The organism is Nonomuraea bangladeshensis (assembly GCF_039529455.1).
Taxonomy (GTDB): Bacteria; Actinomycetota; Actinomycetes; order Streptosporangiales; family Streptosporangiaceae; genus Nonomuraea; species Nonomuraea bangladeshensis.
In genome coordinates this window covers 84,155-109,296 of record NZ_BAAAMV010000022.1, presented here as the reverse complement: position 1 = coordinate 109,296, position 25,142 = coordinate 84,155, and the positions used below count along the sequence as shown (strand labels likewise).

Here is a 25,142-nt window from a genome sequence, read left to right as displayed (position 1 = left end):
ATTCACCTACCCGGGGACGCGGCGAAGACGCAGGTCAGGATGGGTCCTCGCGCGCGGGCAGCTCGTCCGTCACCAGCAGCTCCGGGTCAGGCCGCCGCTCCCTGACCGCCGCCCGGCCCACCATGTGCGCGGCCACGGGGGCGGTCGCGAGCTGGAACGCGCCGATGAGCACCAGCGTCGTCACGTCCACGCCCGTACGCAGCCGCAGCCCGCACCCGAGCAGCACCAGCAGCAGGCCGAGCACCTGCGGCTTGGTGGCCGCGTGCATGCGCGACAGCAGGTCGGGGAAGCGGACCAGGGCGACCCCGGCCGCGAGGCACAGCAGCGCGCCCCCGGTGAGACACACCACGGCGGCCGTGTCGAGCACCGTGTCGAGCGCCGTGTCGAGCAGGCTGTCAGGACTCATCGCGGCGGCTCCTCACGGCGAAGCGGGCCACGCTCACCGAGCCGGTGAAGCCCAGGATGGACAGCACGAGGAGCACGGGCAGCGTCGTCGCGTCGCGCCCGGCCGCGGCGGAGGTGGCGACGGCCGCGACGATGACCGCCAGCAGCACGTCGGTGGCCACGATCCGGTCGAGCACGGACGGGCCGCGGACGATCCGCGCCAGGGCGAGCACCCCGGCGCAGGCGAGCAGGACGGTGGCCATGACGGCGACGACGGTCATACGCGGGTGCCTTTCTTGTCGGCGGACGACTGCGGGCTGACGGGGTCGGGCGCGGCGACGAGCCGCCTCTCGGCCGCGGATCCGACCGCGGCGATGATGCGTTCCTCCAGCCGCCAGATGCTCCGGCGGAACCGTTCGACCTCCGCGCGGTCGCGGACGCCGAGGACGTGCACGTACAGCGTGCCGGTGGCCCGGTCGACGTCGATGACGATGCTGCCGGGCACCAGGCACAGGGCCACGGACGTGAACGTGAGGTTGAGGTCCGAGCGCACCTTCAGCGGCACGGCGATGACCGCGCTGCTCGGCCGGTGCCCCACCCGGAACGCCAGCGCCGCCACCTGCACGCTGGAGACGACCAGGTCGAGGAGGAGCCGCAGGACGAAACGGAGCACCCCCGGCAGGGAGACGCGCCCGGAGAACGTCACCGGCGGCAGCGGGAACACGGCGAGGACGACGGCCGCGACGGCCAGGCCGCCGAGGACGTTCGCCCAGGTGAACGAGCCCCACAGCAGGCACCACACGGTGACCAGCACGGCGACGGCGACGGCCCGGTTGCGGAGCCGGTCGCGCCGGCTCAGCGGCGCGGGGCTCATGGCGCGCCGCCCGGGTAGACGCCCCGCACGTACGGGACCCGCTCCAGCAGGTCGCCGGCGATCGCGCCGCTGAGGTCGAACAGCGGCCCGGCGACCGCGGTGAGCCCCACGCCGAGCACCACCAGCGCGGCCGTGGAGGTGACCATCAGCGCGGGAAGCGTCACGACGGAGCTCCGCCCGTCCTCATCAGTGCGCGGGGCGCGCCAGAAGGCCAGGTTCCACACCCGGGCGACGGCGTAGAGGGTGAGCAGGCTCGTCAGCAGCCCGCCCGCCACCAGCGCCCAGGCCATCGGGCGCCCCTGCGCGGCCCCGGCCTGCAGCAGCCCGGTCTTGCCGAGGAACCCGGAGAACGGCGGGATGCCGGCCAGGTTGAGCGCGGGGACGAGGAACAGCACCCCGAGCAGCGGCGAGACACGCGCGAGCCCGCCGAGCCGGTCCAGCACGGTGCTGCCGCCGCGCCGCTCGACCAGGCCGACGGCGAGGAACAACGTCGTCTGGATCAGGATATGGTGCACCACGTAGAAGATCGCCGCGGCCAGGCCGAGCACGGTGGTGAGCCCGACCCCGAACAACATGTAACCGATGTGGCTGACCAGCGTGAACGACAGCAGGCGCTTGATGTCGGACTGCGCGATCGCGCCGAGGATGCCGACCAGCATCGTCAGCAGCGCCGCCGCCAGCAGCAGGCCGCCCGTCCGCCCGCCGGGGAACAGCAGCGTCTCGGTACGGATGATCGCGTACACACCGACCTTGGTCAGCAGGCCGGCGAAGACCGCGGTCACCGGGGCAGGAGCGGTGGGATAGCTGTCCGGCAGCCACGCCGACAGCGGGAAGATCGCCGCCTTGACGCCGAAGGCGAGCAGCAGCGTGCTCTGCAGCATCAGGCGCAGGTTGTCCGGCAGCACGTCGAGCCGCCCGGCGAGCTGCGCGAGGTTGAGCGTGCCGGTGGCCGCGTAGACGAGCCCGATGGCGGTCAGGAAGATGATCGAGGAGAGCAGGCTGACCACGACGTACGTCGTGCCGGCCCGGATGCGGTTCTCCGTGCCGCCGAGGGTGAGCAGCACGTAGCTGGACACCAGCAGGATCTCGAAACCGACATAGAGGTTGAACAGGTCGCCGGACAGGAACGCGGTCGTGACGCCCGCGGTGAGCACCAGATACGTCGGGTGGTACACCGACAGCGGCGTCTCCTCGTCGCCGTCGGCCAGCCCCTGGCCGATGGAGTACACCAGCACGGCGAGGGTGACGGCCGCCGAGACGACCAGCATGAGCGCGGCGAACCGGTCGGCGACCAGGACGATGCCGAGCGGCGCCGTCCAGCCGCCCACCTCCACGACGAGCGGGCCGTGGAGCGAGGTGAGGACCAGCAGGGCGGCGGCGACGAGCAGGCCCGCGCCGAGCACGGTGAGGCTGACGGCCCGCTGCGCGTTCGGGCGCCGGGCCAGCATCAGCGTCAGCGCCGCGCCGAGCAGCGGCATCACCACCGGCAGGGGGACGAGGGCGGTCGTCATGGCGGCTCCGCCACGTGGCCGCGCCGCGGATCGCCGCCGTTGACGGCGTTGAGGCTGCCGATGCCGTCGGGAAGGTCCGCGTCCTGCTCGGCGAGCCGCACGATCCGGCGGTCCTCGACGTCGTCCTGCACCTCGTCGTGCCCGGTGAGCAGCCAGGTGCGCGAGGCCATCGCGAGCAGGAAGGCGGTCATGCCGAGCGTGATGACGATGGCGGTGAGGACCATCGCCTGCGGCAGCGGATCGCTCATCCCCTCCTGCCCGGCGAGGCCGGCGATGGGCGCCGCGCCGGCCTGGCCGCCCGTGAGGATCAGCAGGTTCACGCCGTTGCCGAGCAGGATCACCCCCAGCAGGATCCGGGTGAGGCTGCGCTCCAGCAGCAGGGTCACCCCGGCGGCGAACAGCACGCCGATGGTGACCACGTAGGTGAGGTTCGGGGTCACACCGGTTCCTCCTTCATCGTCTTCACTGAGGAGTCGTCCATGGAGATGTCGTCGGCCCCGATCGGGGCGCCGAGGCTGCGCAGGATGTCCAGCACCAGGGCGACGACGATGAGGTACACGCCGATGTCGAAGAAGACCGACGTGACGAGGTGGACCTCGCCCAGCACCGGCAGGCTCAGGTCCAGCGTCGCGCTCTGCAGCACGTCCCCGCCCAGCAGCATCGCCGCCGCGCCCGTGCCGACCGAGACGAACAGGCCCGCGCCGAGCACGGCGCCCGCGTCGACGGGCGCGGCCGCGTTCAGCTCCGCCCGGCCGCCGGCCAGGTAGCGCACGGTCAGGGCGAGCCCGCAGACCAGCCCGGCGGCGAACCCGCCGCCCGGGGCGTTGTGGCCGGAGAAGAGCAGGTAGACCGAGAGCAGCACGATGACGTGGAACAGCAGCCGGGTCACCACCTGCAGGATGATCGAGGTGCCCTCGGTCGCCGGGCGCGGCGCGGTGGCGAGCCACCGTCCCGCGACCGGCGTCCTGGACGCCGGCCCCGGGCTGCCCGTACGCCGGCGCAGCGCCGCGCTGCCACGGAAGATCAGGCTGGCCACGCCGGTCGCGGCCGCCACGAGCACCGCGATCTCGCCCATCGTGTCCCAGGCCCTGATGTCGACGAGGATGACGTTCACGACGTTGTCGCCCCCGCCGTACGACACCGCCAGGTCGGCGAACCCCGACGAGATCGGCTCCGCCTGCCGGGCGCTCGTGGCGGCGTACGCCATGCCGGCGGCGACCACGCCCACGGCCACGCCGATCGCGGCGCGCCCGCGCCGGCTGGGCCGCCGGGAGAACCTGGGCGGCAGGCGGCGCAGCACGAGCACGAACATCGCGATGGTGACGGTCTCCACCAGGAACTGCGTCAGCGCCAGGTCGGGCGCGCCGTGCAGGACGAACAGCACGGCGGTGCCGTAACCGGTCACCCCGACCAGGATCATGGCGGTGAGCCGGCGCGACGCGCGGACCGCGATGACCGCCGCGACGATCACCCCGGCGGCGACGACCGCCTGCGCGGGCGTGTCCCAGGCGCGTCCCTCCGCCGACCACGGCCGCCCGGCCAGCATCACCCCGCCGGGCAGCGCGACCATGACGAGCAGGATGACGCCGAGGGAGAACGGCAGCGAGCCGCGCTGGGTGGCCCCCGTCAGCTCCACCGCGAGCCGGCCCACCCAGGTCAGCACCCGGTCGTAGGCCCGCGCGCCGGTGGACCGCACCCCGCCGGGCAGGCGGGCGGCGAGCAGGAACAGCCCGGCGCCCACGGCGAGCGCCAGCGCGCTCAGCCCCAGCGCGGGCGTGAACCCGTGCCACAGCGCGAGCTGGTACGGCACCACGATCGCGTGCCCGTCCCCGCTCTGCGCCGCAGCGATCTGCACGGCGTCAGCCTGCGCGGCGCCGATCTGCGCTGTGCCGGCCTGCGCGGCGCCGATCTGCGCGGCGTCAGCCTGCCCATCGCCGACGGCGCCGGCCTGTGCGGCGCCGGCGTACACGGTGTCGGCGTACACCGCCAGCATCCGGTCCACCGCCGGCGCGAACCCGCCCACCGCGAGCCCGGCCACGGCCAGCACCGCCGCCGGCCCCGCGAAGGCCCACCCGATCCGGCGCGGCCGGGCGGGCGTCACCGCCGGCTTGGTGGCGAAGACGCCCCGGAGCAGCCGCAACGTGTACGCCACGGTGAGCGCCGACCCGAGCACCAGTCCGCCGAGCACGACCCGCTCCACCGCCGAGCCGTGCAGCAGCGCCTCGAAGATCGCCTCCTTGGCGACGAACCCGGCCGTCGGCGGCAGCCCCGCCATCGTCGCCCCCGCGAGGACGGCGACCGCCGCCAGCCACGGCGCACGCCGGCCGAGGCCGCTCAGCTCGCGCAGGTCCCTGGTGCCGGTCGAGCGGTCCACGACGCCGACGACGAGGAAGAGCGTGGCCTTGAACAGCGCGTGCGCCAGCAGCATCGCCGTGCCCGCGAGCGCCGCGTCGCGGCTCCCCGCCCCGAACACCGCCATGAGCAGCCCGAGCTGGCTGACCGTCCCGTGGGCGAGCAGCAGCTTCGCGTCGTGCTGCCGCAGCGCCGTCCACCCGCCGACGAGCATGGTGAGCGTGCCGGCGACCAGCAGCACCGCCCGCCACGCCGTCGCCTCGCCGAACGCGGGCGTCATCAGCGCGGTCAGGAACACCCCGGCCTTCACCATCGCCGCCGCGTGCAGGTAGGCGCTCACCGGGGTGGGCGCGGCCATGGCGGCGGGCAGCCAGAAGCTGAAGGGGAAGATCGCCGACTTGCTGAGCGCGCCGAGCAGGACGAGCAGCAGCGCCACCGTCAGATAGGCGCCGTCCGGCAGCGCCCCGGCGAGCTGCGACCACCGGTAGGTCCCGGCGTGCTGCCCGAGCATGACGAAGCCGGCCAGCATCGCCAGCCCGCCGAGCGTGGTGACGAGCAGGGCCTGCGTCGCGGCCGCCCGGCTCGCCCGCCGGGCCGCGTCATGGCCGATCAGCAGGTACGAAAGGACGGTGGTCAGCTCCCAGAACACGTACAGCACGAGCAGGTTGTCGCTGACGACCAGGCCGAGCATGGCGCCGGCGAACGCGACGAACAGCGCGGCGAAGCGCCCGAGCCGGTCGTCCCCGGCGGCGAAGTAGCGGGCGCTGTAGGCGAGGACCAGCGCGCCGACCCCGCCGACGAGCACGATCATCAGCCAGCCGAGCGCGCCCACCTGGACGGCGAGTTCGAGGCCGAGCCCCGGCACCCACGGATAAGCTCCGGCGACGGCGCGGCCGGCGAGGATCGGGCCGGTGTTGGCCAGCGCCCACGCCAGCGACGCGGCGGGGACCGCCGCCAGCAGGTAGAGGGCCCGCCGGCCGAGCCGGCGGACCGCGAGGGGCGCGGCCACGGCGGCGAGCGCGTGCGCGGCGACGAGCAGGAGCGCTCCCGGCGCGCCCAGCAGCAGGGGCGGTGCGCTCATGGGGGCTCCGTCAGGGCGGCGAAAGGCGTTCCGGCGGACGAGAGGGCGGCGGCGGGCGCGGCAGTGGCGGCGGTGGCGGGTGCGGCAGTGGTGGCGGTGGCGGGTGCGGCGGTGGCGGGCGGCGGAATCCGGGCAGGAAGGCGTCGCTCGGGGTAGATCCTCGGTCTCCGATCCTCAGATGACGTGTTGCCGGCTTACGGGCGGGCCTCGGGGACGAGGGAGGCCAGGCGCCGCTCGATCTCGCTCAGCCGGTCCGTGAGCGGGCGGCTGTGCAGCAGGTCGGCGAGCTGGTCGGCCTCCTGCTGGTCGAGCTCCACGGTGTGGGCCGGAGTGTCGGGATCGGCTCGGTCGTACAGGACCAGGGAGTGTTGCCCGGTTCGGGAGACGATGACGGCGAGGCGGTCACCCTCCCGGGTGTCGAGGTGGTGGACGGTTCCGACGCCCGGGACGGTAGCGTGCGTGATGTGCACGGTTGAACAGCTCCTTTCGTCGCATGGTCGTGCGGCCGCCTCGGCAGCGTGCGTGGGCGGATCCGCCCTGCTTCCAGTGTCGTCGCGGGCCGTCGGCGGCACCATCGGGTCCAACACCCATTTCCGGGGGTGGCCACCATGTAGCCGGCCACGGAAGCGGCCGCTGGTTGGACAGATCCCGGCGGCGTCGGTGAGGCTGGAGACATGAGCTCGCCGACCAGCGGAAACCAGGAGGCACACCGGGAGACGCGCCGGGGGACGCCGCCGCGTGCGCCGCGTTCGCCGGCGTCGGCGCTGTTCCGGCGCCTGTTCCTGTTCAACGGGCTCGTCTTCGCCACCGGGCTGACCGCGCTGGCGCTGTCGCCGGCCACGGTGTCCTCGCCGGTCCTGCTGAACGAGCTGCCGATCCTCGCCGTCGGCCTCGCGGCGATGCTCACCGCCAACGCGCTGGTGCTGCGCACCGGCCTGGCCCCGCTCGGCGCGCTGACCGTCCTCATGGAGCGGGTCGACCTGGTGCGCTCAAGCGACCGCATCGCCTCCAGCGGCAACGGCGACCTCGGCAACCTGATCGACACCTTCAACGCCATGCTGGACCGGCTGGAGGCCGAGCGCAGCTCCAGCGCCGCCCACGCCCTCGCCGCCCAGGAGGGCGAGCGCCAGCGCATCGCGCGGGAGCTGCACGACGAGATCGGGCAGAGTCTCACCGCGGTCCTGCTCACCCTGAAGCGCGTCGTGGACCGCGCGCCCGCGGAGCTGTGCGACGAGCTGCGCGCGGCGCAGGAGACGGTCCGCTCCAGCCTGGACGAGGTCAGGCGGGTCGCCCGCCGGCTGCGGCCCGGCCCGCTGGAGGACCTGGGGCTCATCAGCGCCATGAACTCCCTGGCCACCGACTTCTCCGCGCTGAGCGGCGCGACGGTGACCCGGCTGCTGGACTCGCGGCTGCCGCAGGTAAGCGGCGACACCGAGCTCGTCATCTACCGCATCGCCCAGGAGTGCCTGACCAACATCGCCCGGCACGCCCGCGCCACCCGCGTGGAGCTGTCGCTGCGCGCCGAGGACGGCGCCGTCGTGCTGCGCATCACCGACGACGGCGTGGGCGGCCCGATCCGCGAGGGCGCCGGCATCCGCGGCATGCGCGAGCGGGCCATGCTCATCGGCGCCGACCTCGCCATCGAGAGTGCGCCCACGCGGGGCACCCGCATACGCCTCACGGTGCCCATCCCCGTTCCCGAAGCCGCCGATTCGCGAGAGTGAGTGCATGCAAGCGCAGCCGACCCGGATCCTGCTCGCCGACGACCACGCCCTCGTACGCCACGGGCTGCGGCTCATCCTGGACGCCGAGCCCGACCTGACCGTCGTCGCGGAGGCGGGCGACGGCGCCGAGGCCGTCGAGCTGGCCACCCGCGGCCAGGTCCCGATCGACCTGGCCATCCTCGACATCGCGATGCCGCGCATGACCGGCATCCAGGCCGCCCGCGAGATCTCCCGCCGCGCGCCCGGCGTCCGGCTGCTGATGCTCTCGATGTACGACAACGAGCAGTACTTCTTCGAGTCGCTGAAGGCCGGCGCCAGCGGCTACGTGCTCAAGTCGGTGGCCGACCGCGACCTGCTGGAGGCGTGCCGTGCGGCCATGCGCGGCGAGCCGTTCGTCTACCCGGGGGCGATCACCGCGCTCATCCGCGACTACCTCCAGCGGCACCGGCAGGGCGAGCCGGTGCCCGACACCGTGCTCACCCCGCGCGAGGAGGAGATCGTCAAGCTCATCGCCGAGGGCCACTCCTCCAAGGACATCGCCGGCATCCTGGTGATCAGCGTCAAGACCGTCGAACGGCACCGGGCGAACATCCTGGCCAAGCTCGGCCTGCGCGACCGGCTGGAGCTGACCAGGCACGCCATCCGGGCGGGCCTGGTCGAGCCCTGACCCCTGCCGGGTCAGCGGAGGGGGTCGAACTCGGCCAGCGCCCCGGGCTGCTTGCCCGTGGTGATCTGCTCGGCCAGCAGCCGCCCGGTGATCGGGCCGTGCGCCATGCCCCACATGCCGTGGCCGCCCGCCACGTACACGGTGGGGGCCGTCGTCGCGCCGACCAGCGGCCGGCCGTCGGCGGTGACCGGGCGCGGCCCCACCCACGTGTCGCTGCGCTCGTCGAGGCGCACGCCCCGCAGCAGCGGCCGTACGGAGGCGATGAGGGCCTCCAGCCGGGCCGGCACCTGCGGCGCGTCCGGGTCACGGAACTCCATGGTGCCCGCCACCCGCAGCCCGCCCTGGTACGGCGTGCACGCCACGCGCACGCCGGGCAGGTAGACCGGCCCGTGGACGGGACGCTCGACCGGCACGGTGAAGGAGTAGCCGCGGCCCGCGCGCAGCGGGACGCGCACGCCCCACTTGCCGGCCAGGCGGGGCAGCCACGCGCCGGTGGCCAGCACCACCGCGTCGGCGGACAGCACCGTGCCCTTGGCCGAGCTGACGATCGCCTTCCTGCCGTCGGTGCGCACGTCGTCGACCTCGACGGCGTACACGGTCGCGCCGCGCCGCATCACGGCCCGGCCCAGGGCGTGCACGAACGCGCCCGGGTCGACGTAGCGCTGCCCGTCGATCCGCACCCCGGTGGTCAGCGCCTCGCCGGCGAGCGGGACCTGCTCGGCCAGCCGCTCGCCGTCCAGCACGGCGTGCTCGACGCGCTGCCCGATCGCCTCCAGCCTGCGCAGCTCGCGCAGCAGGCCCTCGGCCTCGGCGCGGGTGCGGAACGCGGCGGTGATCGGCGCCGCGACCACGGGCGCGGACACGCCGCTGCCGGCCAGCACCTCGTACGCCTCCACGCACTCGTCGTTGAGCGGCAGGTTGGCGCGGGCCGCGCGGGTCCACGACCGCCAGCGGCTGTTGGCCGCGAAGCGGGTCAGGAACGTCCACAGCCCCGGGTCGAGGGTCGCGGGCACGTGCAGCGGCGCGGCCGGGTCGAGCAGCGAGCGCAGGCCGTAACGCACCACGGCCGGCTCGTTCAGCGGGATGGCCAGGCCCGGCGCGATCCAGCCCGCGTTGCCCCAGGACGCGCCGGCCGCCAGGCCGCCGCGGTCGACCACGTCGACCTGGACACCGCGCTCCTGCAGGAACCACGCGGTGGACAGGCCCACGATGCCCGCGCCCACCACGATCACCGAACGCGGCCAGTTGCCGACCATGCCACCCTCCGACGTAGAACGACTCTCGCTGTCCCAGCCAGGATGGCCCCTGCGGCGACCTGCGGCGTTGTGGCCGGACGACAATTTCGGCGCTCCCGTTGTGGCGCGCGCACAACGGGAGCGGGCGGCTCAGGGCCGGTCGTCGTCGCCGGACGCGGCCAGCATGATGGTCATGGCCAGGCGCTGGCGGGGGTCGTCCAGGTCCAGCGGGGTGAGCTCGTTCATCTTGCGCAGCCGGTTGCGTACGGTGTTCGGATGCACGTCGAGGCGCTCGGCGGTCCAGGCGAGGTCGCCCTGGCTCTCCAGCCAGGCCCGCAGCGTGGCGACGAACCGCGTGCCGTGCAGCGTGTCGTGCCGGCGCAGGGTGCTCACCGGGCCGCGCGCCGGGGTCCGCCCGCCGCGCGCGGCGGCGCGCAGCCGCAGCAGCAGGATCTCGTCCCAGGACTCGTCGTAGGCGGGCGGCACGGAACCCAGGCCGGCACCCAGGCCGGCACCCAGGCCGGAGCCCAGCCCACCGCCCGCCCCGGCGCCCTCGTGCAGCGCCAGGCACTCGTCGGCCTCCTGACGGCCCGCAGGCAGGTCCGTGACCTCGGCGGGCGCGCCGATCCCGGCCGCGACGCGGACCGGCGCGGGCAGCTCCGCCTGCAAATCCCTGACCCACTGCCGGGCCGCCTCTGCCTCCTCGCCCGGCAGGAGCGTGTAGAGCGTGTCGCCGAGCAGCGCGCTGCGGCCCGGCCTGGACCAGCCGAAACCGGTCGTGGCCTGCTCGAAGGCGAGCAGCAGCGCGGCGTGACGGTCGTCGGGGGTGAACGCGCGCACGGCGACCACCCGCATGGCGCGCGGCGCCAGGCCGAGCCTGCTGGCCGACGTCGCCGCGTCGGCGCCGCCCTCCAGCAGCCGGCCGACCAGGTCGGACTCCACCTGCCGCTCCAGGTCGGCGCTGGCGCGCGAGCGCAGCAGGTGCAGCGCCACCACGCGCGCGCCGTCGGCGAGGGCGCGCAGCCGCTCGCCGGTCAGCGGGGCCGCGCAGCTCACCCACACCGAGCCGAGCAACTCGCGCCCGGCCCGCACGGCGACCGCCATCCGCCCGGTCAGGCCCTGCTCGTCGTCGGCCGCGACGAACACCGGCTCGTCCGTCGCCGCCAGCCGGGCGAACACGCCGCGCCGCTGCAACCGCTCGCGCAGCCTTTCCGGCACGCGCCGGCCGAGTATGGTCGCCAGCCGGGCGGGGTCGCCCGCCTGCTGGCTGCGGGAGTAGGCGAGGACCCGCGAGTGCCGGTCCTCGATGGTGACCGCCCCGCCGATGACGTCGGCGAGGCTGTCGGCGAGGGCGAACAGGTCCGTCGGGCCCCGCCCCGAGGCGGTCTCCCTGCTCTCCAGGACCAGCCCGTACACCACGCCGGCGAGCTGGCTCCACGACACGGCGGGGTCGGCCAGCAGCACCGCCACGCCGTGCCGGTCCCCGAGAGCGGCGGCGTCCTGCTCGGCGCCGCCGCCCTCGGGAGGACGTACGAGGACCGCCGTGGCCTGCGCCGCCGCCGCCCACCGCACCGCCTCCGCGGGCGAGGACGCGCCGACGGCCAGCAGCAGGTCGCCGGTGACGTGCCGGTCCGTGGCGTCCGGCATGGCGACGCTGCGCAGCACGGCCGAACGGGCCTCGGGGCGGCCGCAGAGCCGGACCCCGTACCCGCCGAGCACGTTGACCAGGCGGTCCAGCGTGATCATGATCACCTCCGATGGGTGGAAGGGGCCGCGCCCCCGAAGGTCACGCGGCCTCGTGCCTGCGCTGGCAGTCGATGCAGGTGCGGGCCAGCGGGCGGACCTTGAGCCGCTCGAACGGGATGCCCCGCTCGCAGTGGGCGCAGCGGCCGTAGGTGCCGTCCGCCAGCCGGTCGTAGGCCTGCGACAGCTCGGCGACGGCCCGCTCGGCGGCGGTGATGGAGGCGAGCAGCTCCTGCCAGGTGCCGTCGGCGCCGCTGCCGTCGCGCTCCTGCTCGCGCAGCGCGTCGAGCTGCCGGCTGCGCTGTTCGAGCTGCTCCTGCAGGTCCTCGCGGAGCGACTGGAGCTGCACGGTGCTGAGGTGGGCCCCCGGGAGCACGTTCTCGATCATGGTGGGTCCTTTCTTCGATGACGTGTTCGTCGTTGGAGATCAGTGGGCGGCGGAGGCGAGGCCCGCCGCCAGGTCCGGCTGCAGGCACAGCCGCATCAGGCCGCGGACGGTGGCGTACTGCGGCTGCGCGGCCACCTCGACCGGCAGCCGCAACGTGCCGCGCAGGCGGCGCAGCAGCAGGTCCTCGCGCGCGCCGCCGCCGGTGACCAGCAGGCCGCGGGCGCGTACGGCCGGCAGCCTGCGCACCAGGCCCGCCGTCATGTCGACGACGCCCTCCAGCGCGTACGCCGCCAGCCCCAGCCCGGTCGTGGCGCTGAGCTGCAGGGCGGCCGCGTCCACGACGACGCCCTCGCTGATGGCCACGACCTCGACGATGCCCGCCCCGACGTCCAGCACCAGGCACGGCCGTGGGTCGAGCACGTCCAGGCCGGCGCCGACGGCGGCCGCCAGCGGCTCCTCCACCAGCGTCACCTCGCAGCCGGCGGCCTCGGACACCGCGACCCGCACCGCCCGGCGGTCGCTCGGCGACGCCGCGAGCGGCACCCCGGCCAGCACCCGCGCCGGCGGGCGGCCGTCGTAGAGCCGGGTGTCCTGCACCACCAGGCGGACCAGCCGCAGGCACGCGCCGGGATCGGCCACCATGCCGTGCCGGAGCGGCCGTACCACGTCCGGCGAGCCGGAGCCGGACGGCCGCCCCATGACCGCCGACGCCCGGTCGGCGATGGCGTGCCCGCCCACGGCCAGTGACCGGGTGCGCGCGGTGCCGAGATCGAGCGCCAGGAAACGCCGCACCGCGCTCATTCCGGCGGGCGCTGAACTGACAACAGGCATGACGATGATCCGCTCCTGGGCGAAGTCGGTGGAGAACGGCGGTCCGGCACAGGGGCCGGCCGCCCTGGGGACGGACGGTCGGAGAACGCCTCACAGGCACGCGCGACGGCACCCGCCGCCTTCACCGGGTGGGCGCAGGCACGGGGACGGACGCGACGGGCGGATGTGTGGACGCGCGGTCAGGCTCCGCGGCGTACGTGGCCGTGGAGCCCGTCGGGGAAGACGTCGGCTAGACGGCCGGCGGGCTGCGCGAGCCCGCGGTGCGGTGCGCGAGCTGCTGCGGATCGCGGAAGGCGTCCGCGTCGGAGCCCGGCGACGGCGACAGCGCCAGATGGGCGAGCGTGTCCTGGCTCGCGCCGCGCAGCGGCGGCCACAGCGACAGCACGTGGTGCTCGCACACGTTGTTGCCCTGCGGGGGCAGGCCCTCGGGGTCGGCGTCGAGGCCGCCCACGCTCCACACGGGAGCGGCGGCCGCCTGCGCGGCGGACGAGCCGCCCGCCCAGCCGAGGACGCCCGAGGGCAGCAGCGACAGGGCGACCAAGGACAGCACGACCAGGGCCATCACGCCGGTCGGCGCGATGGACCCTCGCGATGCTCTCCACGGTCCCCTCACAGGCCCGACCATAGCCCACGCCACAGGAAAATGACATTTCCCGTCCCGGCGGCTTGCGGGTAGCGTGGCCCGCAATACCCACGCATTACCCCTTACCCACTCATTACCCTTACCCCTTCATGCCCGGACAGGAGGAGACGTGCGCAGCAGACTGTCCGCCGTCCTGCTCCTGTTGTCGGCCTTCCTCCTCGGCCCCGGGCCCGGCATCCACCCGCCCGCGTCCGCGGCGACCGCCGTGGCCTCCGCCGGGTGGTGGTGGGGCAGCCCCGCCGCCCATGACAACCAGGACCTGGTGCTGCTCGGGCCGCACCAGGCCCGCGGCGTGCCCGCCCTGCTGCGCCCGCACCCGCTGCGCGGCGCGGCGGCCGTGCTGCCGCTGTGGCTGGCCGTGCTGCCCACCGGCGGGCAGCCCGGCCCGCGGGCGCTGCCCATGGCCGCCCCCGCCGACGCGCCCGCCCCGGAGCCACGGCCGGCCGGTCGCCGCGCTCCGGCACGGGCGCCGCCCTCCACGACGCGCTGACGTCCTTTTCCCTTTTTTCGACAGCCCGTGGAGGCTTTCATGTCACGCGCGCCCGTTTGGCGCGCGGTGGCGGCGCTCGTTCTCGTCGTCACCGCATCACTACTCACGGTGATGAACTCGCCGCGCCTCGGCCTCGACCTGCGTGGCGGCACCCAGCTCGTCTTCGAGACCCAGGACTCGCCCACGGTCAAGGCCGACGGCGAGTCCACCGACCGCGCCCTCGACGTGCTGCGCCGGCGTGCCGACGCGCTCGGCGTGGTCGACCCGACCCTGCTGCGCTCCGGCGAGCGGCGCATCATCGTCGAACTGCCCGGCGTGCTCGACCCGCGCCAGGCCGCCGCCGTCATCGGCAAGACCGCCCAGCTCGCCTTCCACTCCGTGTCCGGTGAGGCCGGCGAGCCCGCCCCGCACACCGGCGAGTCCGGACCGGCCCTGCCCGACGAGTCGGGGCAGCGCCTGCGGCTCGGTCCCGCCGTGATCACCGGCGACGGCGTCACCGACGCCGAAGCCCGCAACGACCCGCAGCAGGGACCGGCCTGGTCCGTGAACGTCGACTTCCGCGACGCCGACGCCTGGCAGAAGCTGACCGGCGACGCCGCCTGCCACGCCCCCGGCGACCCCCGGCGGCGCGTCGCCATCGTCCTGGACAACGAGATCATCTCCTCGCCGCAGGTGGACACCGGTCTCGCCTGCCGGGTCGGCATCCCGGGCGGGAGCACCCAGATCACCGGCTCCTTCACCTTCCAGGAGGCCACCGACCTCGCCGTGCTGATCAAGGGCGGCTCCCTGCCCGTCCCGCTCACCCTGATCGAGCAGCGGACCGTCGGCCCCACCCTCGGCGCCGAGGCCATCGAGGCCAGCGCCAAGGCGGGCATCGCCGGGGTGCTGCTCACCGCGCTGTTCATCGCCGTCATGTACCGGCTGTCGGGGCTGATGGCGACGATGGCGCTGGCCGCCTACGGGCTGCTGTCCTACGCCGCCCTGCTCGCCCTGGGGGCGACGCTCACGCTGCCGGGACTGGCCGGGTTCGTCCTGGCGATCGGCATGGCGGTCGACGCCAACGTGCTCGTCTTCGAACGGGCCCGCGAGGAGTACGCCCGCGCGCCGCGCCGGGGCCTGCGGCACGCCCTCGACCGGGGCTTCAAGGGCGCATGGAGCGCCATCGCCGACTCCAACATCACCACGCTGCTGGCCGCCGGGCTGCTGTTCTGGCTGGCCTCCGGACCGGTGCGGGGCTTCGGCGTCACGCTGGCCGTCGGCGTCCTCGCCTCGCTCGCCTCGGCCATGCTCATCACCCGCGTCCTGACCCACCTGCTCGTCGCCCGGTCGGGGCCGCGGCTGGCCCGGCTGTCCGGGCTGACCACGCAGGGCCGGGTCAGGACGTGGATCACGCGCCGCAACCCGTACCTCATGGGGGCCGGGCGGCGCTGGCTGGCGGGGGCCGCGCTCCTGGTCGCCGCCGCCGTGGCCGGGCTCGTCGCGCACGGGCTCAACTTCGGCATCGAGTTCACCGGCGGCCGGATGGTCGAGTTCACCACCACCCAGGCGGTGGACGCCGACGCGGCGCGGCAGGCCGTGGCCGGGGCCGGGCACCCGGGAGCGAGCGTCACCGTCTCCGACGACGCCGTGTCGATCCGGGCCGGCCAGGTCAGCGCGGACGACGTCGTCGCGATCGAGCAGGCGCTGGAGTCCCGCTTCGGCGAGGTGACCAAGCAACGCGACGAGCTCATCGGCCCCAGCCTGGGCGAGGAGCTGCGCCGCAACGCGTTCATCGCGCTCGCCGTGGCGCTCGCGGCCCAGCTCGTGTACCTGGCCTTCAGGTTCCGCTGGACGTTCGGCGCCGCCGCGGTGCTGGCCCTCGTCGTGGACACCCTCGCCGTGCTCGGCCTGTTCGCCTGGCTCGGCAAGCCCATCGACGGGGTCTTCCTGGCGGCCATGCTGACCATCATCGGATACTCGATCAACGACAAGGTGGTGGTGTTCGACCGGGTCCGCGAGCTGTGGCAGGGCAAGCGGCAGGGCCGCTTCGCCGGCATCGTCAACACGGCGATCCTGCAGACCGTGCCGCGTACCGTCAACACCGGGCTCGGCGCGCTGTTCATCCTCGCCGCGCTGGCCTTCTTCGGCGGCGACACGCTGCGGGACTTCGCCATCGCGCTCATCGTGGGCATCGTGGTCGGCACGGCGTCGTCGTCCCTGGTGGCCGGGCCGCTCGCGATCGAGTTCGAGCGCTTCAGCAAGCAGCCCCCGCCCCAGCCGCCCGCGCCGCGCACCCGCCGGCGCGAGGGCACGGGCGCCGTCCTGTAGCGGCCAGGTAGCCGCTTCCCCTAAGGGGGAGCGGCTACCAGCCCTCCACGACCCGGATGATCGTCCTGCCGTGGACGCGCCGACCGGGCGCGAAGGCGTCGGGCGCCTCCTCCAGAGGGCGTACGGCTCCGATGACCGGGCTGAGCCGCCCGTCCCGGACCCGCCGGGCCAGGTCCGCGAGCCGCGCCCGGTCGGGTTCGACGACGAAGAAGATCGCCCGGCCGTCCTCCGGCCGGACCGTGGGCGGGCGGGCGATCGTGACGAGCGTGCCGCCGGGACGGACCAGCGCGGCCGAGCGGTCCAGCACGTCGCCGCCGATCACGTCGAACACCACGTCGGCAGGACCGGCCTCCTCCAGGGAGCCGCCGTCCAGATCGACGAAGGCGTGCGCCCCGAGCTCGCGGACGAGATCACCGTCGCCGGCCCTGCCGGTGCCGACCACCCGCGCGCCCGCCTCGCGCGCGAGCTGCACCGCGAGGCAGCCGACCGCGCCCGCGGCGCCGTGGACGACGACGGTCTGGCCCGCGGCCAGGCGCGCGTGCTCGAACAACCCCTGCCACGCGGTCAGCCCCGACACCGGCAGCGCGGCGGCCACGGTGTGCTCGACGTCCGCCGGCAGCGGCGCGAGATTGCGGGCCTCCACGGCGACGTACTCCGCCAGCGACCCGTTGCGCGCCCAGTCGGTCAGCCCGAACACGCGCTGGCCGACCGTCAGCCCCGTCGTGCCGTAACCCAGCTCGGCCACGACCCCGGACACGTCGTGCCCCGGCACGCTCGGCGTGCGGTCGCGGCCCGCCCGGTCCTGCCACGTCGCCGGCCAGTCGAGCTCGCCGCGGGTGAAGCCGGCGGCGTGCACGCGGACGATGACGTCGTTCTCGGCGGCGTGCGGGAAGGGCTCCTCCGTGAGGCGGAGCCCCGCAGGACCAGCCGATCGATCTCGTACGGTGACGGCCCGCATGGGTCCTCCTCCTCCGGGCGGCGCGGTTGGACTCTCCCCCCGTGGGAGACCCCAAGCTACCGCTGAGCGCCAAGGAGAGACATGACCATCCTGCAGGACATCGAAGCCCGTGGCACGCACCACTGCGAGACGACGACGCTCGGGGTGTTGCTGCGGCACGAAGGGCTCGACCTGAGCGAGCCGATGCTGTTCGGGCTCGGCTCCGGCCTTTCCTTCCTCTACTGGGACGGCAAGGGGATGCCGTTCCCGTTCCTCGCGGGGCGGGTGAAACCCTTCGAACTCACCAGAAACCTGGCCGCCAGGCTGGGGCTGGCGCTGGAGGTCAAGGAGACGACCTCGCCGCGCAAGGCGTGGGAGAACGCGGCGGCCGTCATCGACGCGGGCCGGCCGGTCGGCCTCCAGCTCGACTCCTACCACCTGGACTACTTCCGGACGAAGGTGCACTTCGGCGGCCACGTCGTCGCCATGTACGGCTACGACGAGCACGACGCCTACCTGGTGGACACCGGGCAGCAGGGGGGCGCGGTGCGCACCGGCAGGGAGAGCCTGGCGCGGGCGCGGGCCGAACGCGGCCCGATGACCGCGAGGAACCGCTCCTTCACCCTCGCCCTGCCCGCGCGTCCCCCGCGCTGGCAGGACCAGATCCTCCCCGCCGTCAGGCAGTGCGCGGACGCCTTCCTCGCCGCCCCCATCGCGAACCTGGGCCACCGCGGCATCGCCAAGACGGCCGAGCGGGTGCCCGGCTGGCTGCGGCGCGCCGCCGACCCGCGACAGGACCTTCCGCACGCCGCCCTGCTCATGGAGGGGGCCGGCACCGGCGGGGCGCTGTTCCGCGCCCTCTACCGCGACTTCCTGGGCGAGTGCGTCCTGCTGACCGACGACGCCCGCCTCCGCACCGGGCACGACCTGTACGCCTCCGCTGCGGGCCTGTGGACGGACGTGGCCGCGCTGATCACCAAGGCGGGGGAGAGCGGCGACACCGGCCCGCTGGACCAGGCCGCCGCGCTCCTGCGCGACCTCGCCCGCATCGAACACGACGCCATGACGGCACTGTCACAGGCCGGCCGCTGAGGCCGTGTCCCGCCCGTGCGTCCCAGCAGCAGTACCGGCAGCGCCACCAGCACCGGCGGCCTGCCGAAGGCGGACATGACGCGCGGTACCGTCGCTTCCGGCCTTCCCGGCGCACGCGACGCCCTGGCCGGCCGGGGCGGCGCCGCCGCGGCCTGAGGGTGCTGCGGCTGTGTGAGCAGGGCCGGGTCGCGCAGGGTCGTGCCCGGGTTCCCGCGACTTCGGACATGTCTGTGACCTGCGCGGCAAGCCGGACCGAGGCCATCCAAGCGGATCAGGCGATCCACAAGGGCGATGCGCCACTCTCACCCCAACAGTCCCAGAAGGGCGGGACACGCTCGTCCTCCTCCTGGAGAACCGGCCGGTCGTGGCCCACCTGGCCCCAGGGATGCGCGCACCGTCCTCGTCCCATGCCGCGCCCGGCGCGTGGCAGCAGCTTCGGAGAGTCTTCCTTGACCTGGTCGCTCAGCCGTGCTCGCGCAAGTCGGATAACGCTTACCGCGATCATCGCGTTGCTCGGTCCCCTCGCCCTGCCCCCGTCCGCGGTCGCCGCGCCCGCGCCGTCACCGTCCCCCACGAGCGAGGCGGCGCACACCGCCTCCAAAGCCAGGATCATCGACCTCGGCCCCCTCAACAGCAACCTGGGCGTCGTCACGGCGATGAACAACAAAGGCGAGGTCGCCGCGGCTCCCTGGGAGCCCACCAACGGGGGCGGCAGAGCCGCCCTGTACAGCGCCGGATCCGTCGTCGACGTCCACGCGAGCCTCGGCGCCGACGTGCGCTCCAGCGTCGCCATGGACGTCAACGACGACGGCACCGTGGTCGGCACCTTCGACGGCCGTCCGTCCTTCCTCTTCAAGGACGGCAAGGCCACCCGCATCGAACCGGGCCTGGCCAGGGCCGTCAACAACAAGGGGCAGGTCGTCGGCCCCGACTGGATCCGCGACCCGGACGGCTCCGTACTGAGACTCTCGGCGTACAAAGACCAGAGGGTGGATGCCTCCTCGCTGAACGAGCGCGGGCAGGTTGCCGGCGGCATGGACACGAACACCGACAAGTACGACAAGAAGTACCGCGCCTTTCGCACCAGGCCCGGCGAGCCCATCGACGTCAGGCGGGACCGCTTGGAGTACAAGGACTCCACCGTGGCCTTCGACATCAACGACCGCGGTCAGGTCGCCGGCTACGGGACGGACGAGAACGGCGGTTACGTCCCCCTCATCTGGGACGAGAACGGCAGGGCTCAGCCGATGGACACACCCTTCGGCGGCATGGTGGATGCGATCAACAACACCGGCACCGGCGTGGGAAGGATGTATGACAAGCAGGGCTGGCTCCATGCCGGCCTGTTCGAGAACAATGTCGGAATCTACCTGCACACCCTGGTGCCGGGCTGGACCCTGAAGAGGGCCACCGACATCAACGACCTCGGCCAGATCACCGGCGTCGGGATACCTCCGGGAGACAGCCTCGACCACGCCTTCCTGCTCGACCTCGGGGACGCCGACCCCGTCATCCACTCGCTCACCTTCGCGACGCAGATCTACCCGTCCGAGGAGTGGGTCGAGGTGCCGGAGGCGGAGACGATCGACGGCAACCGGGTCCGCGTCTCCGTCTCGATCTTCAACCCCGGTGACCGCCCCGTGTCCACACGGCTTCGCCTGGTCGAGGAGGTGTCCGGAAAGACTCTGCCCGGCGGGGAGATCGACGAGATCCTCGATCCTCGAGAGTCCGTCACGGAAGAGGTGATCTGGGACACCGCGGGCTTCGCCTGGCACAAGGGCCAGGTGAATTCATCGCGAAGAGTGACCGCGACGCTCGTCGCCGGTGGCTTCGTTCACGACAGACGCACCGAACCTTACACGGTCCGGCCCAAACCCGTGGCCCTGGTGCACGGCTACATGAGTGACGCGCAAAAGGCATGGGGCACCTATCCGGCGCTCATGAAGAAAGTGAGTCCCCTGCTGGAGGGGTACGCGGTCGGCGACGGGAGAATTCCCGGCGAACTTCACACCGGTAACGCGTCGAACCCCCTTGAACGCACCGGGACCCTCAGGGACAACGCCGTGCAGGAGGCGGTCTACATCGAGGCCCTGCGCAGGGGGACGGGCGCTTTCCACGTCGATGTCGTCGCCCACTCCATGGGCGGATTGATCACCCGGCAGTACATCCAGACCGAGATGCCCGACTCGCCGGACGGCAAGCCGGTGGTGAGCCGGATGATCCAGCTCGGCACCCCCAACAGGGGGTCGCCCTGTGCGGACAGGCTCATGGATCTGGCGTTGTGGAACTATCCCGTCCCCTTCATGCCGGCCACGCAGCAGGTGAGCGTGCCGTACGTGGACGAGATCTTCAATCGCAAGGTCAACGACCTCAAGGGAGTCACGGCCTCCAACCTCGTGGGCGTGGGCCGGCCCGTGCCCTGTTACCTCCCCTGGCAGGACGGCGAGGACGGCGACCGGTACGTCCCGGAGTCGAGCGCCCAGTTCACCTACACCGACATCCCCTACACCCAGACCGCTCACACGGAAATGACCGAATCGTGGCCGGACTTCCACGACTACGTCGTCCCGCGGCTCTCGTCGACGCTGGTGAACACCGGCAATCCGGGTGGCGTGGAGTCGCTGCGCAAGGGCGTCGCCGCGCGGTCCGGGACGGAGGCCGGCGCCGGTGCGGCTTCGACGTTCGCCGCGCCCTCGGTCAGGGTGGAGGCGGGCACGACGGCGACCGTGCCGCTGGAGGTCCCGGCGGGCACGGGGTTCGGGGTCACCGGAGCGTTGCCGCCGACCGTCGGGCTGCTGCTGCGCGACCCGTCCGGGAAGCCGGCCGCGCGCTACGACGCCGGCAGCGAGGACGCCGAGCAGCCCATCCAGGGGCTGAGCGTTTCCAGGCCGACGGCGGGCCAGTGGAAGCTGGAGATCACGAACACGGCCGCAGGGCCGGTCGAGGCGGCCCTGGCCGCCTGGGTCGCGGGGAACCCGGTGAAGGTGACGGTCGAGTCCCGGCAGTCGTCGGAAGACGGCCGCGCGCAGGTGAAGGCCACCGTCACCGATGACGGGAAGCCGGTCGCCGGGGCCGACGTGCGGGCCGTCCTGATGGACGAGGACTCCGGCCGCCACGAGGTGATCCTGAAGGACGACGGAGGAAGCGACGACGGCGCGGCCGGCGACGGTGTCTACGGCGCCACGACCGACGCGCTCCCGGACGGCGGGTACAGCGTCGGCGTCCGGGCCGGCACGCCCGCCGGCATGCGCACCGCGCAGGACGCCGTCAAGATCCAGAAGGTCGACACGCGCGAGTTCGAGCTGGAGCTGTCGGCGCAGCCGGGGGGCTCGGTGACCGCGTCGCCGGCGCGGGATGCCTATCGCGCCGGGACTGTGGTGACGGTGACCGCCACCGCCGAGGCCGGGCGCATCCCACTGGGATGGATCGTCGACGGCAGGGAGCGGCCCCCCGGGACGCTGACGATCACCATGGACCGCGCCCACACGGTGGTGGCCAAGTTCGGGTCGTACGCGGTGACCGAACTGGGCGCGTTGCCCGGCTACAAGGCCGATCAGACCAAGGCGGTCGCGCTCAACGACCGTGGCCAGGTCGCCGCCACGGTGGAGAGCTATATCGGGCACGAGGACGACCGGGCTGTGCGCTGGGAGGCCGGCGTGTTCACCGACCTGGGCGGCCTGTCGTGTGAGGGTTCGGGCAAGGCCCGCTGCCCGTCGGGCGCCACGGGCATCAACGAGGCCGGCGACGTGTCCGGCTGGGCTCACCAGTGGGAGAACGACGGGTCCTGGCGGCATGCGGTGGTCTATCGCGGCGGTTCGGTCACGGACCTGCATCCGGGGCACGACTCGTCGCCCAACAGCGGAGCCGCGGACCTGAACGACAGTGGTCAGGTGTTCGGCTGGACGGACAGGTGGAACAGGAATGCCGACCATGTGATGTGGACCAACGGGACCGCCAAGCAATTGCCGGCGACGCCGCCGTACGGGGCGTATTCCGCCCTCCAGGGCGGGAGCGACCGCATCAACGGCAAGGGCGCCGTCGCGGGCGCGTACGTGACGGCACGGGACGGCCTCGGCATCCCCGTGAGGTGGCAACCTGCCCTCTTCCAGAACGGCGTGACCACGCCGCTCGAGCTTCCGGAGTGCGAGTACCAGAGCGGCAGCGCGCACGACGTCAACGCCACGGGCCTGGTGGTCGGCCAGGCGACCTGCAGCACGCGTGAGGGGAGCACCACGCACGCCTATGCCTGGAAGGACGGTCAGCGCACGGACCTCGGCGAAGGCATAGCCCTGGCCGTCAACGACCATGGTCTGGTGGCCGGCTTCACCGGTGCGCCGAAGACCGACATACCGACCCTTTGGCTGGACGGGCGGCGTTACAACCTGGAGGACCTGCTTCCCCTGCCGAAGTGTGCCCATCTGAACGACCCGTGCATGACCGTGACGTCGGTGTGGGACGTCAACTCCTCGGGCCAGATCCTGGCGCGGGGCGTCCTCAGCGGGGAGTCCGGCCGGGAGGAGCGGTCGTTCCTGCTGACTCCGTCCACCGCCCGTGCGGATCTGAAGGTGACCCACACGGTCTCGTCGGCCGAGCCCGGTCCGGGTGCGACCGTCACGTGGACCAGCACGGTGACGAACAAGGGGCCCGATCCCGCGACCGACGTCCGGCTGGACGTGCTCGTCCCTCCGGCCGCGGGGACGGCGGCGTGCGAGACCTCACGGGGCCTGTGCACCGCTCTCAAGGGCGGCGGCGGATTCCGCGACGCGGTCAAGGTCCTGGAGCCGGGCTGGAGCGCCACCGTCACGGTGACCGCCACGATCCCCTCCGGCACCGCCGAAGGCACCGCACTCGCGACGCGGGCCCGCGCCTCCAGCCTCGCGGTCACCGACCCCGAGCTCGGTGACAACCAGGCCGAGGCCACGGCCACGGTCCTGCACGCGCTGAACCGCTCCGGGATCAACTTCGCCGATCCCGTCCGGGTGGGCGCGACCAGCGCATACCCGGTGGAGGTGACGTTGACCAACCGCGGCGGCGAGTCCATGCCCGTCACGGCCGTCGCCACCGAGGGCCCCTTCCGGCAGACCAACGACTGCCCGGTGCGGCTTGAGCCGGCGCACAAGTGCACGATGGGGGTGACGTTCGCTCCGACCCACGTGGGAGCGGCGAGCGGGAAACTCACCATCACCACCGACGGCGGCCAGCCGGCCTACGTGGTGACCCTGTCCGGCCAGGGCATCGTGGCCAACAACGCCCCCGTCGTCGAGACCCCGGACACCACGACCCCGCTGCGGGGTGAGGTGGGCAAGCCGTTCACCCTGAGCGTGCCGTTCACCGACGCCGACACCACCGACACCCATACCGCGGTGGTGGAGTGGGGCGACGGATCCGTCGTCAAGGCCCAGGTGACCCCGAAGGCCGGTGGTGGTGGCGGCACCGTCACCGCGACCAGGACCTTCGACGAACCGTTCGTGGGCATCGCGATGATCGGAGTCGTCGACAGCAAGGGCGACAGAACCGACAGCGGCGGCATCGACTACGTCATCGACGACGAACCGGCCGCCAACACCGCGCCGGTGGTGACCGTGGGCGGAGACGTGAAGCTGACGATGAACGAGAAGCTGCACCGGACGGTGTCCTTCTCCGACCCCGATTCCACCTCCTGGACGGCGACGGTGGACTACGGCGACGGCGCGGTGCCGGTGACCCCCGACGGGCAGGAGATCACCCTGGAGCACCAGTGGGCCACGGCCGGGACCTACCCGGTCACGGTGACGGTGCGCGACGACGGCGGTCTGCAGACCTCGGCGGCCTTCACCGCCACCGTCGTCCCCGCGCAGACGCCGAACCAGGCCCCTCAGGTGAAGCTGTCCGGGCCCGGCACGATCACGGAGGGGGCAGCGTGGACCGGTGAGGCGACCGTCACCGACCCGGACTCGGCCGCCTGGAGCGCGAGCGTCGACCACGGCGACGGCACCGGACCCCAGGCGCTGCCCGTGGAGGGCAAGCAGCTCGGGCTGAAGCACGTGTTCGCCGACGACGGCGAGCGCACGGTCACGGTGACGGTCACCGACGACAAGGGCGCCACCGGCACCGCGCAGCTGAAGGTCAAGGCCGCCAACGCCGCCCCCGAGGTGAAACTGGAGGAACCGGCCACCGGCGCCGTCGTCGCGGTGGGCGCCCCGATCGCGCTGAAGGCGTCCTTCACCGACCAGGGCACCGCCGACACCCACACGGCCACGTGGACCGTCGACGGCCAGACGGTGGACGCGGCGGTGGCCGAGCACGAGGGCAAGGGCACGGTCACCCGTACGCACACCTTCACCAAGGCCGGGCGTCACCCGATCGCGGTGACGGTCACCGACGACGACGGCGCCACCACCACGGTGGACACCGCCGGGGGCGACAAGGCGTACGTGATCGTGTACGACCCGGCCGGCTCGCTGGTGGGCGCGGGGGTGGTGGCCTCGCCGGGCGGCTCCTGCAAGCTGAGTTCCGCCTGCGACAGGGCGGGCGCGGCGGCGTTCGCCGTCGCCGCCGGTTACCCGCGCAAGACGACCACGCTCGCCGGCGAGCTGAGCTACCAGGCTCCCGGGTTCCATCTCCGCGACACCGCCTTCACGGTCCTCGCGGCCGGGGGCGGCAAGGCGATCGTGCGCGGCAGCGGGAGAGTCAACGGCACCACGGACGTCACGTTCGAGATCACAGCCGTCGACTCCGGCAAGCCGTTCGACCGCACCGACCAGCTCAGGCTCAGGGCGTGGCGCAAGAACGGCGAGCTGGTCTACGACAACCAGCGCACCGGCCCGCCGCCTACCGTGACCGGCATCATCCGGATCAGCGGCCGGAACTGACACATCGCGACTCTCGGAAACCACGAAGACCC

At 73.5% G+C, this 25,142-nt stretch carries 18 protein-coding genes and 3 pseudogenes; 7 read left to right on the top strand and 14 right to left on the bottom strand.

Features of this window, described 5'->3' with window-relative positions; genetic code table 11:
* Positions 1–34: 34 nt before the first annotated feature.
* The 6 genes and pseudogenes from mnhG to mbhE form a co-directional block, all read right to left on the bottom strand.
* Entirely contained in the window at positions 35–406 is a 372-nt protein-coding gene (gene mnhG, locus ABD292_RS46715) for a monovalent cation/H(+) antiporter subunit G (RefSeq protein WP_344219524.1), read from the bottom strand.
* Positions 396–665, bottom strand: a complete 270-nt coding sequence (locus tag ABD292_RS46710; protein WP_344219522.1) for an MrpF/PhaF family protein — start codon at positions 663–665, stop codon at positions 396–398. Before ABD292_RS46710 ends, mnhG begins: the two co-directional genes overlap by 11 nt.
* Positions 662–1,258, bottom strand: a complete 597-nt coding sequence (locus ABD292_RS46705; protein ID WP_344219520.1) for a Na+/H+ antiporter subunit E — start codon at positions 1,256–1,258, stop codon at positions 662–664. Before ABD292_RS46705 ends, ABD292_RS46710 begins: the two co-directional genes overlap by 4 nt.
* Positions 1,255–2,769, bottom strand: coding sequence for a Na+/H+ antiporter subunit D (locus tag ABD292_RS46700; protein WP_344219535.1), 1,515 nt, complete (start codon positions 2,767–2,769; stop codon positions 1,255–1,257). Before ABD292_RS46700 ends, ABD292_RS46705 begins: the two co-directional genes overlap by 4 nt.
* Positions 2,766–3,209, bottom strand: a complete 444-nt coding sequence (locus ABD292_RS46695) for a Na(+)/H(+) antiporter subunit C (RefSeq protein ID WP_425565252.1) — start codon at positions 3,207–3,209, stop codon at positions 2,766–2,768. Before ABD292_RS46695 ends, ABD292_RS46700 begins: the two co-directional genes overlap by 4 nt.
* Positions 3,206–4,231: pseudogene (mbhE, locus tag ABD292_RS49155) on the bottom strand (hydrogen gas-evolving membrane-bound hydrogenase subunit E); the annotation flags it as partial. The pseudogene mbhE and the gene ABD292_RS46695, both read right to left, overlap by 4 nt.
* Here mbhE and ABD292_RS49150 point away from each other — a divergent pair.
* Positions 4,136–4,654, top strand: a pseudogene (locus tag ABD292_RS49150) (hypothetical protein); the annotation flags it as partial. The pseudogenes mbhE and ABD292_RS49150 overlap by 96 nt on opposite strands.
* A gap of 309 nt (positions 4,655–4,963) precedes the next feature.
* Here the strand turns inward: ABD292_RS49150 and ABD292_RS49145 are convergent.
* Together ABD292_RS49145 and ABD292_RS46685 are read right to left on the bottom strand one after the other, a co-directional pair.
* Positions 4,964–6,202, bottom strand: a pseudogene (locus ABD292_RS49145) (proton-conducting transporter transmembrane domain-containing protein); the annotation flags it as partial.
* Between the two features lie 194 nt (positions 6,203–6,396).
* A complete protein-coding gene (locus tag ABD292_RS46685; RefSeq protein WP_344219516.1) occupies positions 6,397–6,672 on the bottom strand; it encodes a cation:proton antiporter regulatory subunit in 276 nt (91 codons plus the stop codon).
* A gap of 204 nt (positions 6,673–6,876) precedes the next feature.
* Here ABD292_RS46685 and ABD292_RS46680 point away from each other — a divergent pair, with 204 nt between their 5' ends.
* Both ABD292_RS46680 and ABD292_RS46675 read left to right on the top strand, forming a co-directional pair.
* Entirely contained in the window at positions 6,877–7,926 is a 1,050-nt protein-coding gene (locus tag ABD292_RS46680; RefSeq protein ID WP_344219514.1) for a HAMP domain-containing sensor histidine kinase, read from the top strand.
* Between the two features lie 4 nt (positions 7,927–7,930).
* The gene (locus ABD292_RS46675) at positions 7,931–8,593 is read left to right on the top strand and encodes a response regulator (RefSeq protein ID WP_344219512.1); all 663 of its coding nucleotides are present in this window, start codon (positions 7,931–7,933) and stop codon (positions 8,591–8,593) included.
* An 11-nt stretch (positions 8,594–8,604) separates the two neighbouring features.
* Here the strand turns inward: ABD292_RS46675 and ABD292_RS46670 are convergent, their stop codons facing one another.
* The 5 genes from ABD292_RS46670 to ABD292_RS46650 all read right to left on the bottom strand — a co-directional run bounded on the left by ABD292_RS46670 (position 8,605) and on the right by ABD292_RS46650 (position 13,403).
* Positions 8,605–9,849: an NAD(P)/FAD-dependent oxidoreductase gene (locus tag ABD292_RS46670; protein WP_344219510.1), complete on the bottom strand. Its 1,245-nt coding sequence runs from the start codon at positions 9,847–9,849 to the stop codon at positions 8,605–8,607.
* 129 nt (positions 9,850–9,978) lie between these two features.
* Positions 9,979–11,574 (bottom strand): helix-turn-helix domain-containing protein, encoded by a 1,596-nt coding sequence (locus tag ABD292_RS46665; RefSeq protein ID WP_344219508.1) that lies wholly within the window; start codon positions 11,572–11,574, stop codon positions 9,979–9,981.
* A 40-nt stretch (positions 11,575–11,614) separates the two neighbouring features.
* Positions 11,615–11,959, bottom strand: coding sequence for a TraR/DksA family transcriptional regulator (locus ABD292_RS46660; RefSeq protein ID WP_344219506.1), 345 nt, complete (start codon positions 11,957–11,959; stop codon positions 11,615–11,617).
* A gap of 39 nt (positions 11,960–11,998) precedes the next feature.
* Complete coding sequence (locus ABD292_RS46655) at positions 11,999–12,751, bottom strand: rod shape-determining protein (protein ID WP_344219504.1); 753 nt, start codon at positions 12,749–12,751, stop codon at positions 11,999–12,001.
* Positions 12,752–13,019: 268 nt separating this feature from the next.
* On the bottom strand, positions 13,020–13,403 hold the full coding sequence (locus ABD292_RS46650; protein ID WP_344219502.1) for a hypothetical protein: 384 nt from the start codon (positions 13,401–13,403) through the stop codon (positions 13,020–13,022).
* A gap of 139 nt (positions 13,404–13,542) precedes the next feature.
* Between ABD292_RS46650 and ABD292_RS46645 the strand changes: the two genes are divergently transcribed.
* Positions 13,543–13,923, top strand: a complete 381-nt coding sequence (locus tag ABD292_RS46645) for a hypothetical protein (RefSeq protein ID WP_344219500.1) — start codon at positions 13,543–13,545, stop codon at positions 13,921–13,923.
* 39 nt (positions 13,924–13,962) lie between these two features.
* A complete protein-coding gene (secD, locus tag ABD292_RS46640; RefSeq protein WP_344219498.1) occupies positions 13,963–16,230 on the top strand; it encodes a protein translocase subunit SecD in 2,268 nt (755 codons plus the stop codon).
* Positions 16,231–16,264: 34 nt separating this feature from the next.
* Here the strand turns inward: secD and ABD292_RS46635 are convergent, their stop codons facing one another.
* The gene (locus ABD292_RS46635) at positions 16,265–17,188 is read right to left on the bottom strand and encodes an NADP-dependent oxidoreductase (RefSeq protein ID WP_344219496.1); all 924 of its coding nucleotides are present in this window, start codon (positions 17,186–17,188) and stop codon (positions 16,265–16,267) included.
* Positions 17,189–17,269: 81 nt separating this feature from the next.
* On the opposite strand from ABD292_RS46635, the gene ABD292_RS46630 reads away from it, so the two are divergent.
* On the top strand, positions 17,270–18,259 hold the full coding sequence (locus tag ABD292_RS46630) for a BtrH N-terminal domain-containing protein (RefSeq protein WP_344219494.1): 990 nt from the start codon (positions 17,270–17,272) through the stop codon (positions 18,257–18,259).
* A gap of 509 nt (positions 18,260–18,768) precedes the next feature.
* A complete protein-coding gene (locus ABD292_RS46625; protein ID WP_344219492.1) occupies positions 18,769–25,110 on the top strand; it encodes a PKD domain-containing protein in 6,342 nt (2,113 codons plus the stop codon).
* The last annotated feature ends 32 nt before the right edge of the window (positions 25,111–25,142 follow it).

Bases quoted from the DNA above. Each gene is read 5' to 3' on its own strand.
- mnhG (WP_344219524.1), bottom strand. From the start codon at position 406: ATGAGTCCTGACAGCCTGCTCGACACGGCGCTCGACACGGTGCTCGAC.
- ABD292_RS46710 (WP_344219522.1), bottom strand. From the start codon at position 665: ATGACCGTCGTCGCCGTCATGGCCACCGTCCTGCTCGCCTGCGCCGGG.
- ABD292_RS46705 (WP_344219520.1), bottom strand. From the start codon at position 1,258: ATGAGCCCCGCGCCGCTGAGCCGGCGCGACCGGCTCCGCAACCGGGCC.
- ABD292_RS46700 (WP_344219535.1), bottom strand. From the start codon at position 2,769: ATGACGACCGCCCTCGTCCCCCTGCCGGTGGTGATGCCGCTGCTCGGC.
- ABD292_RS46680 (WP_344219514.1), top strand. From the start codon at position 6,877: ATGAGCTCGCCGACCAGCGGAAACCAGGAGGCACACCGGGAGACGCGC.
- ABD292_RS46675 (WP_344219512.1), top strand. From the start codon at position 7,931: ATGCAAGCGCAGCCGACCCGGATCCTGCTCGCCGACGACCACGCCCTC.
- ABD292_RS46670 (WP_344219510.1), bottom strand. From the start codon at position 9,849: ATGGTCGGCAACTGGCCGCGTTCGGTGATCGTGGTGGGCGCGGGCATC.
- ABD292_RS46665 (WP_344219508.1), bottom strand. From the start codon at position 11,574: ATGATCACGCTGGACCGCCTGGTCAACGTGCTCGGCGGGTACGGGGTC.
- ABD292_RS46660 (WP_344219506.1), bottom strand. From the start codon at position 11,959: ATGATCGAGAACGTGCTCCCGGGGGCCCACCTCAGCACCGTGCAGCTC.
- secD (WP_344219498.1), top strand. From the start codon at position 13,963: ATGTCACGCGCGCCCGTTTGGCGCGCGGTGGCGGCGCTCGTTCTCGTC.
- ABD292_RS46635 (WP_344219496.1), bottom strand. From the start codon at position 17,188: ATGCGGGCCGTCACCGTACGAGATCGATCGGCTGGTCCTGCGGGGCTC.
- ABD292_RS46630 (WP_344219494.1), top strand. From the start codon at position 17,270: ATGACCATCCTGCAGGACATCGAAGCCCGTGGCACGCACCACTGCGAG.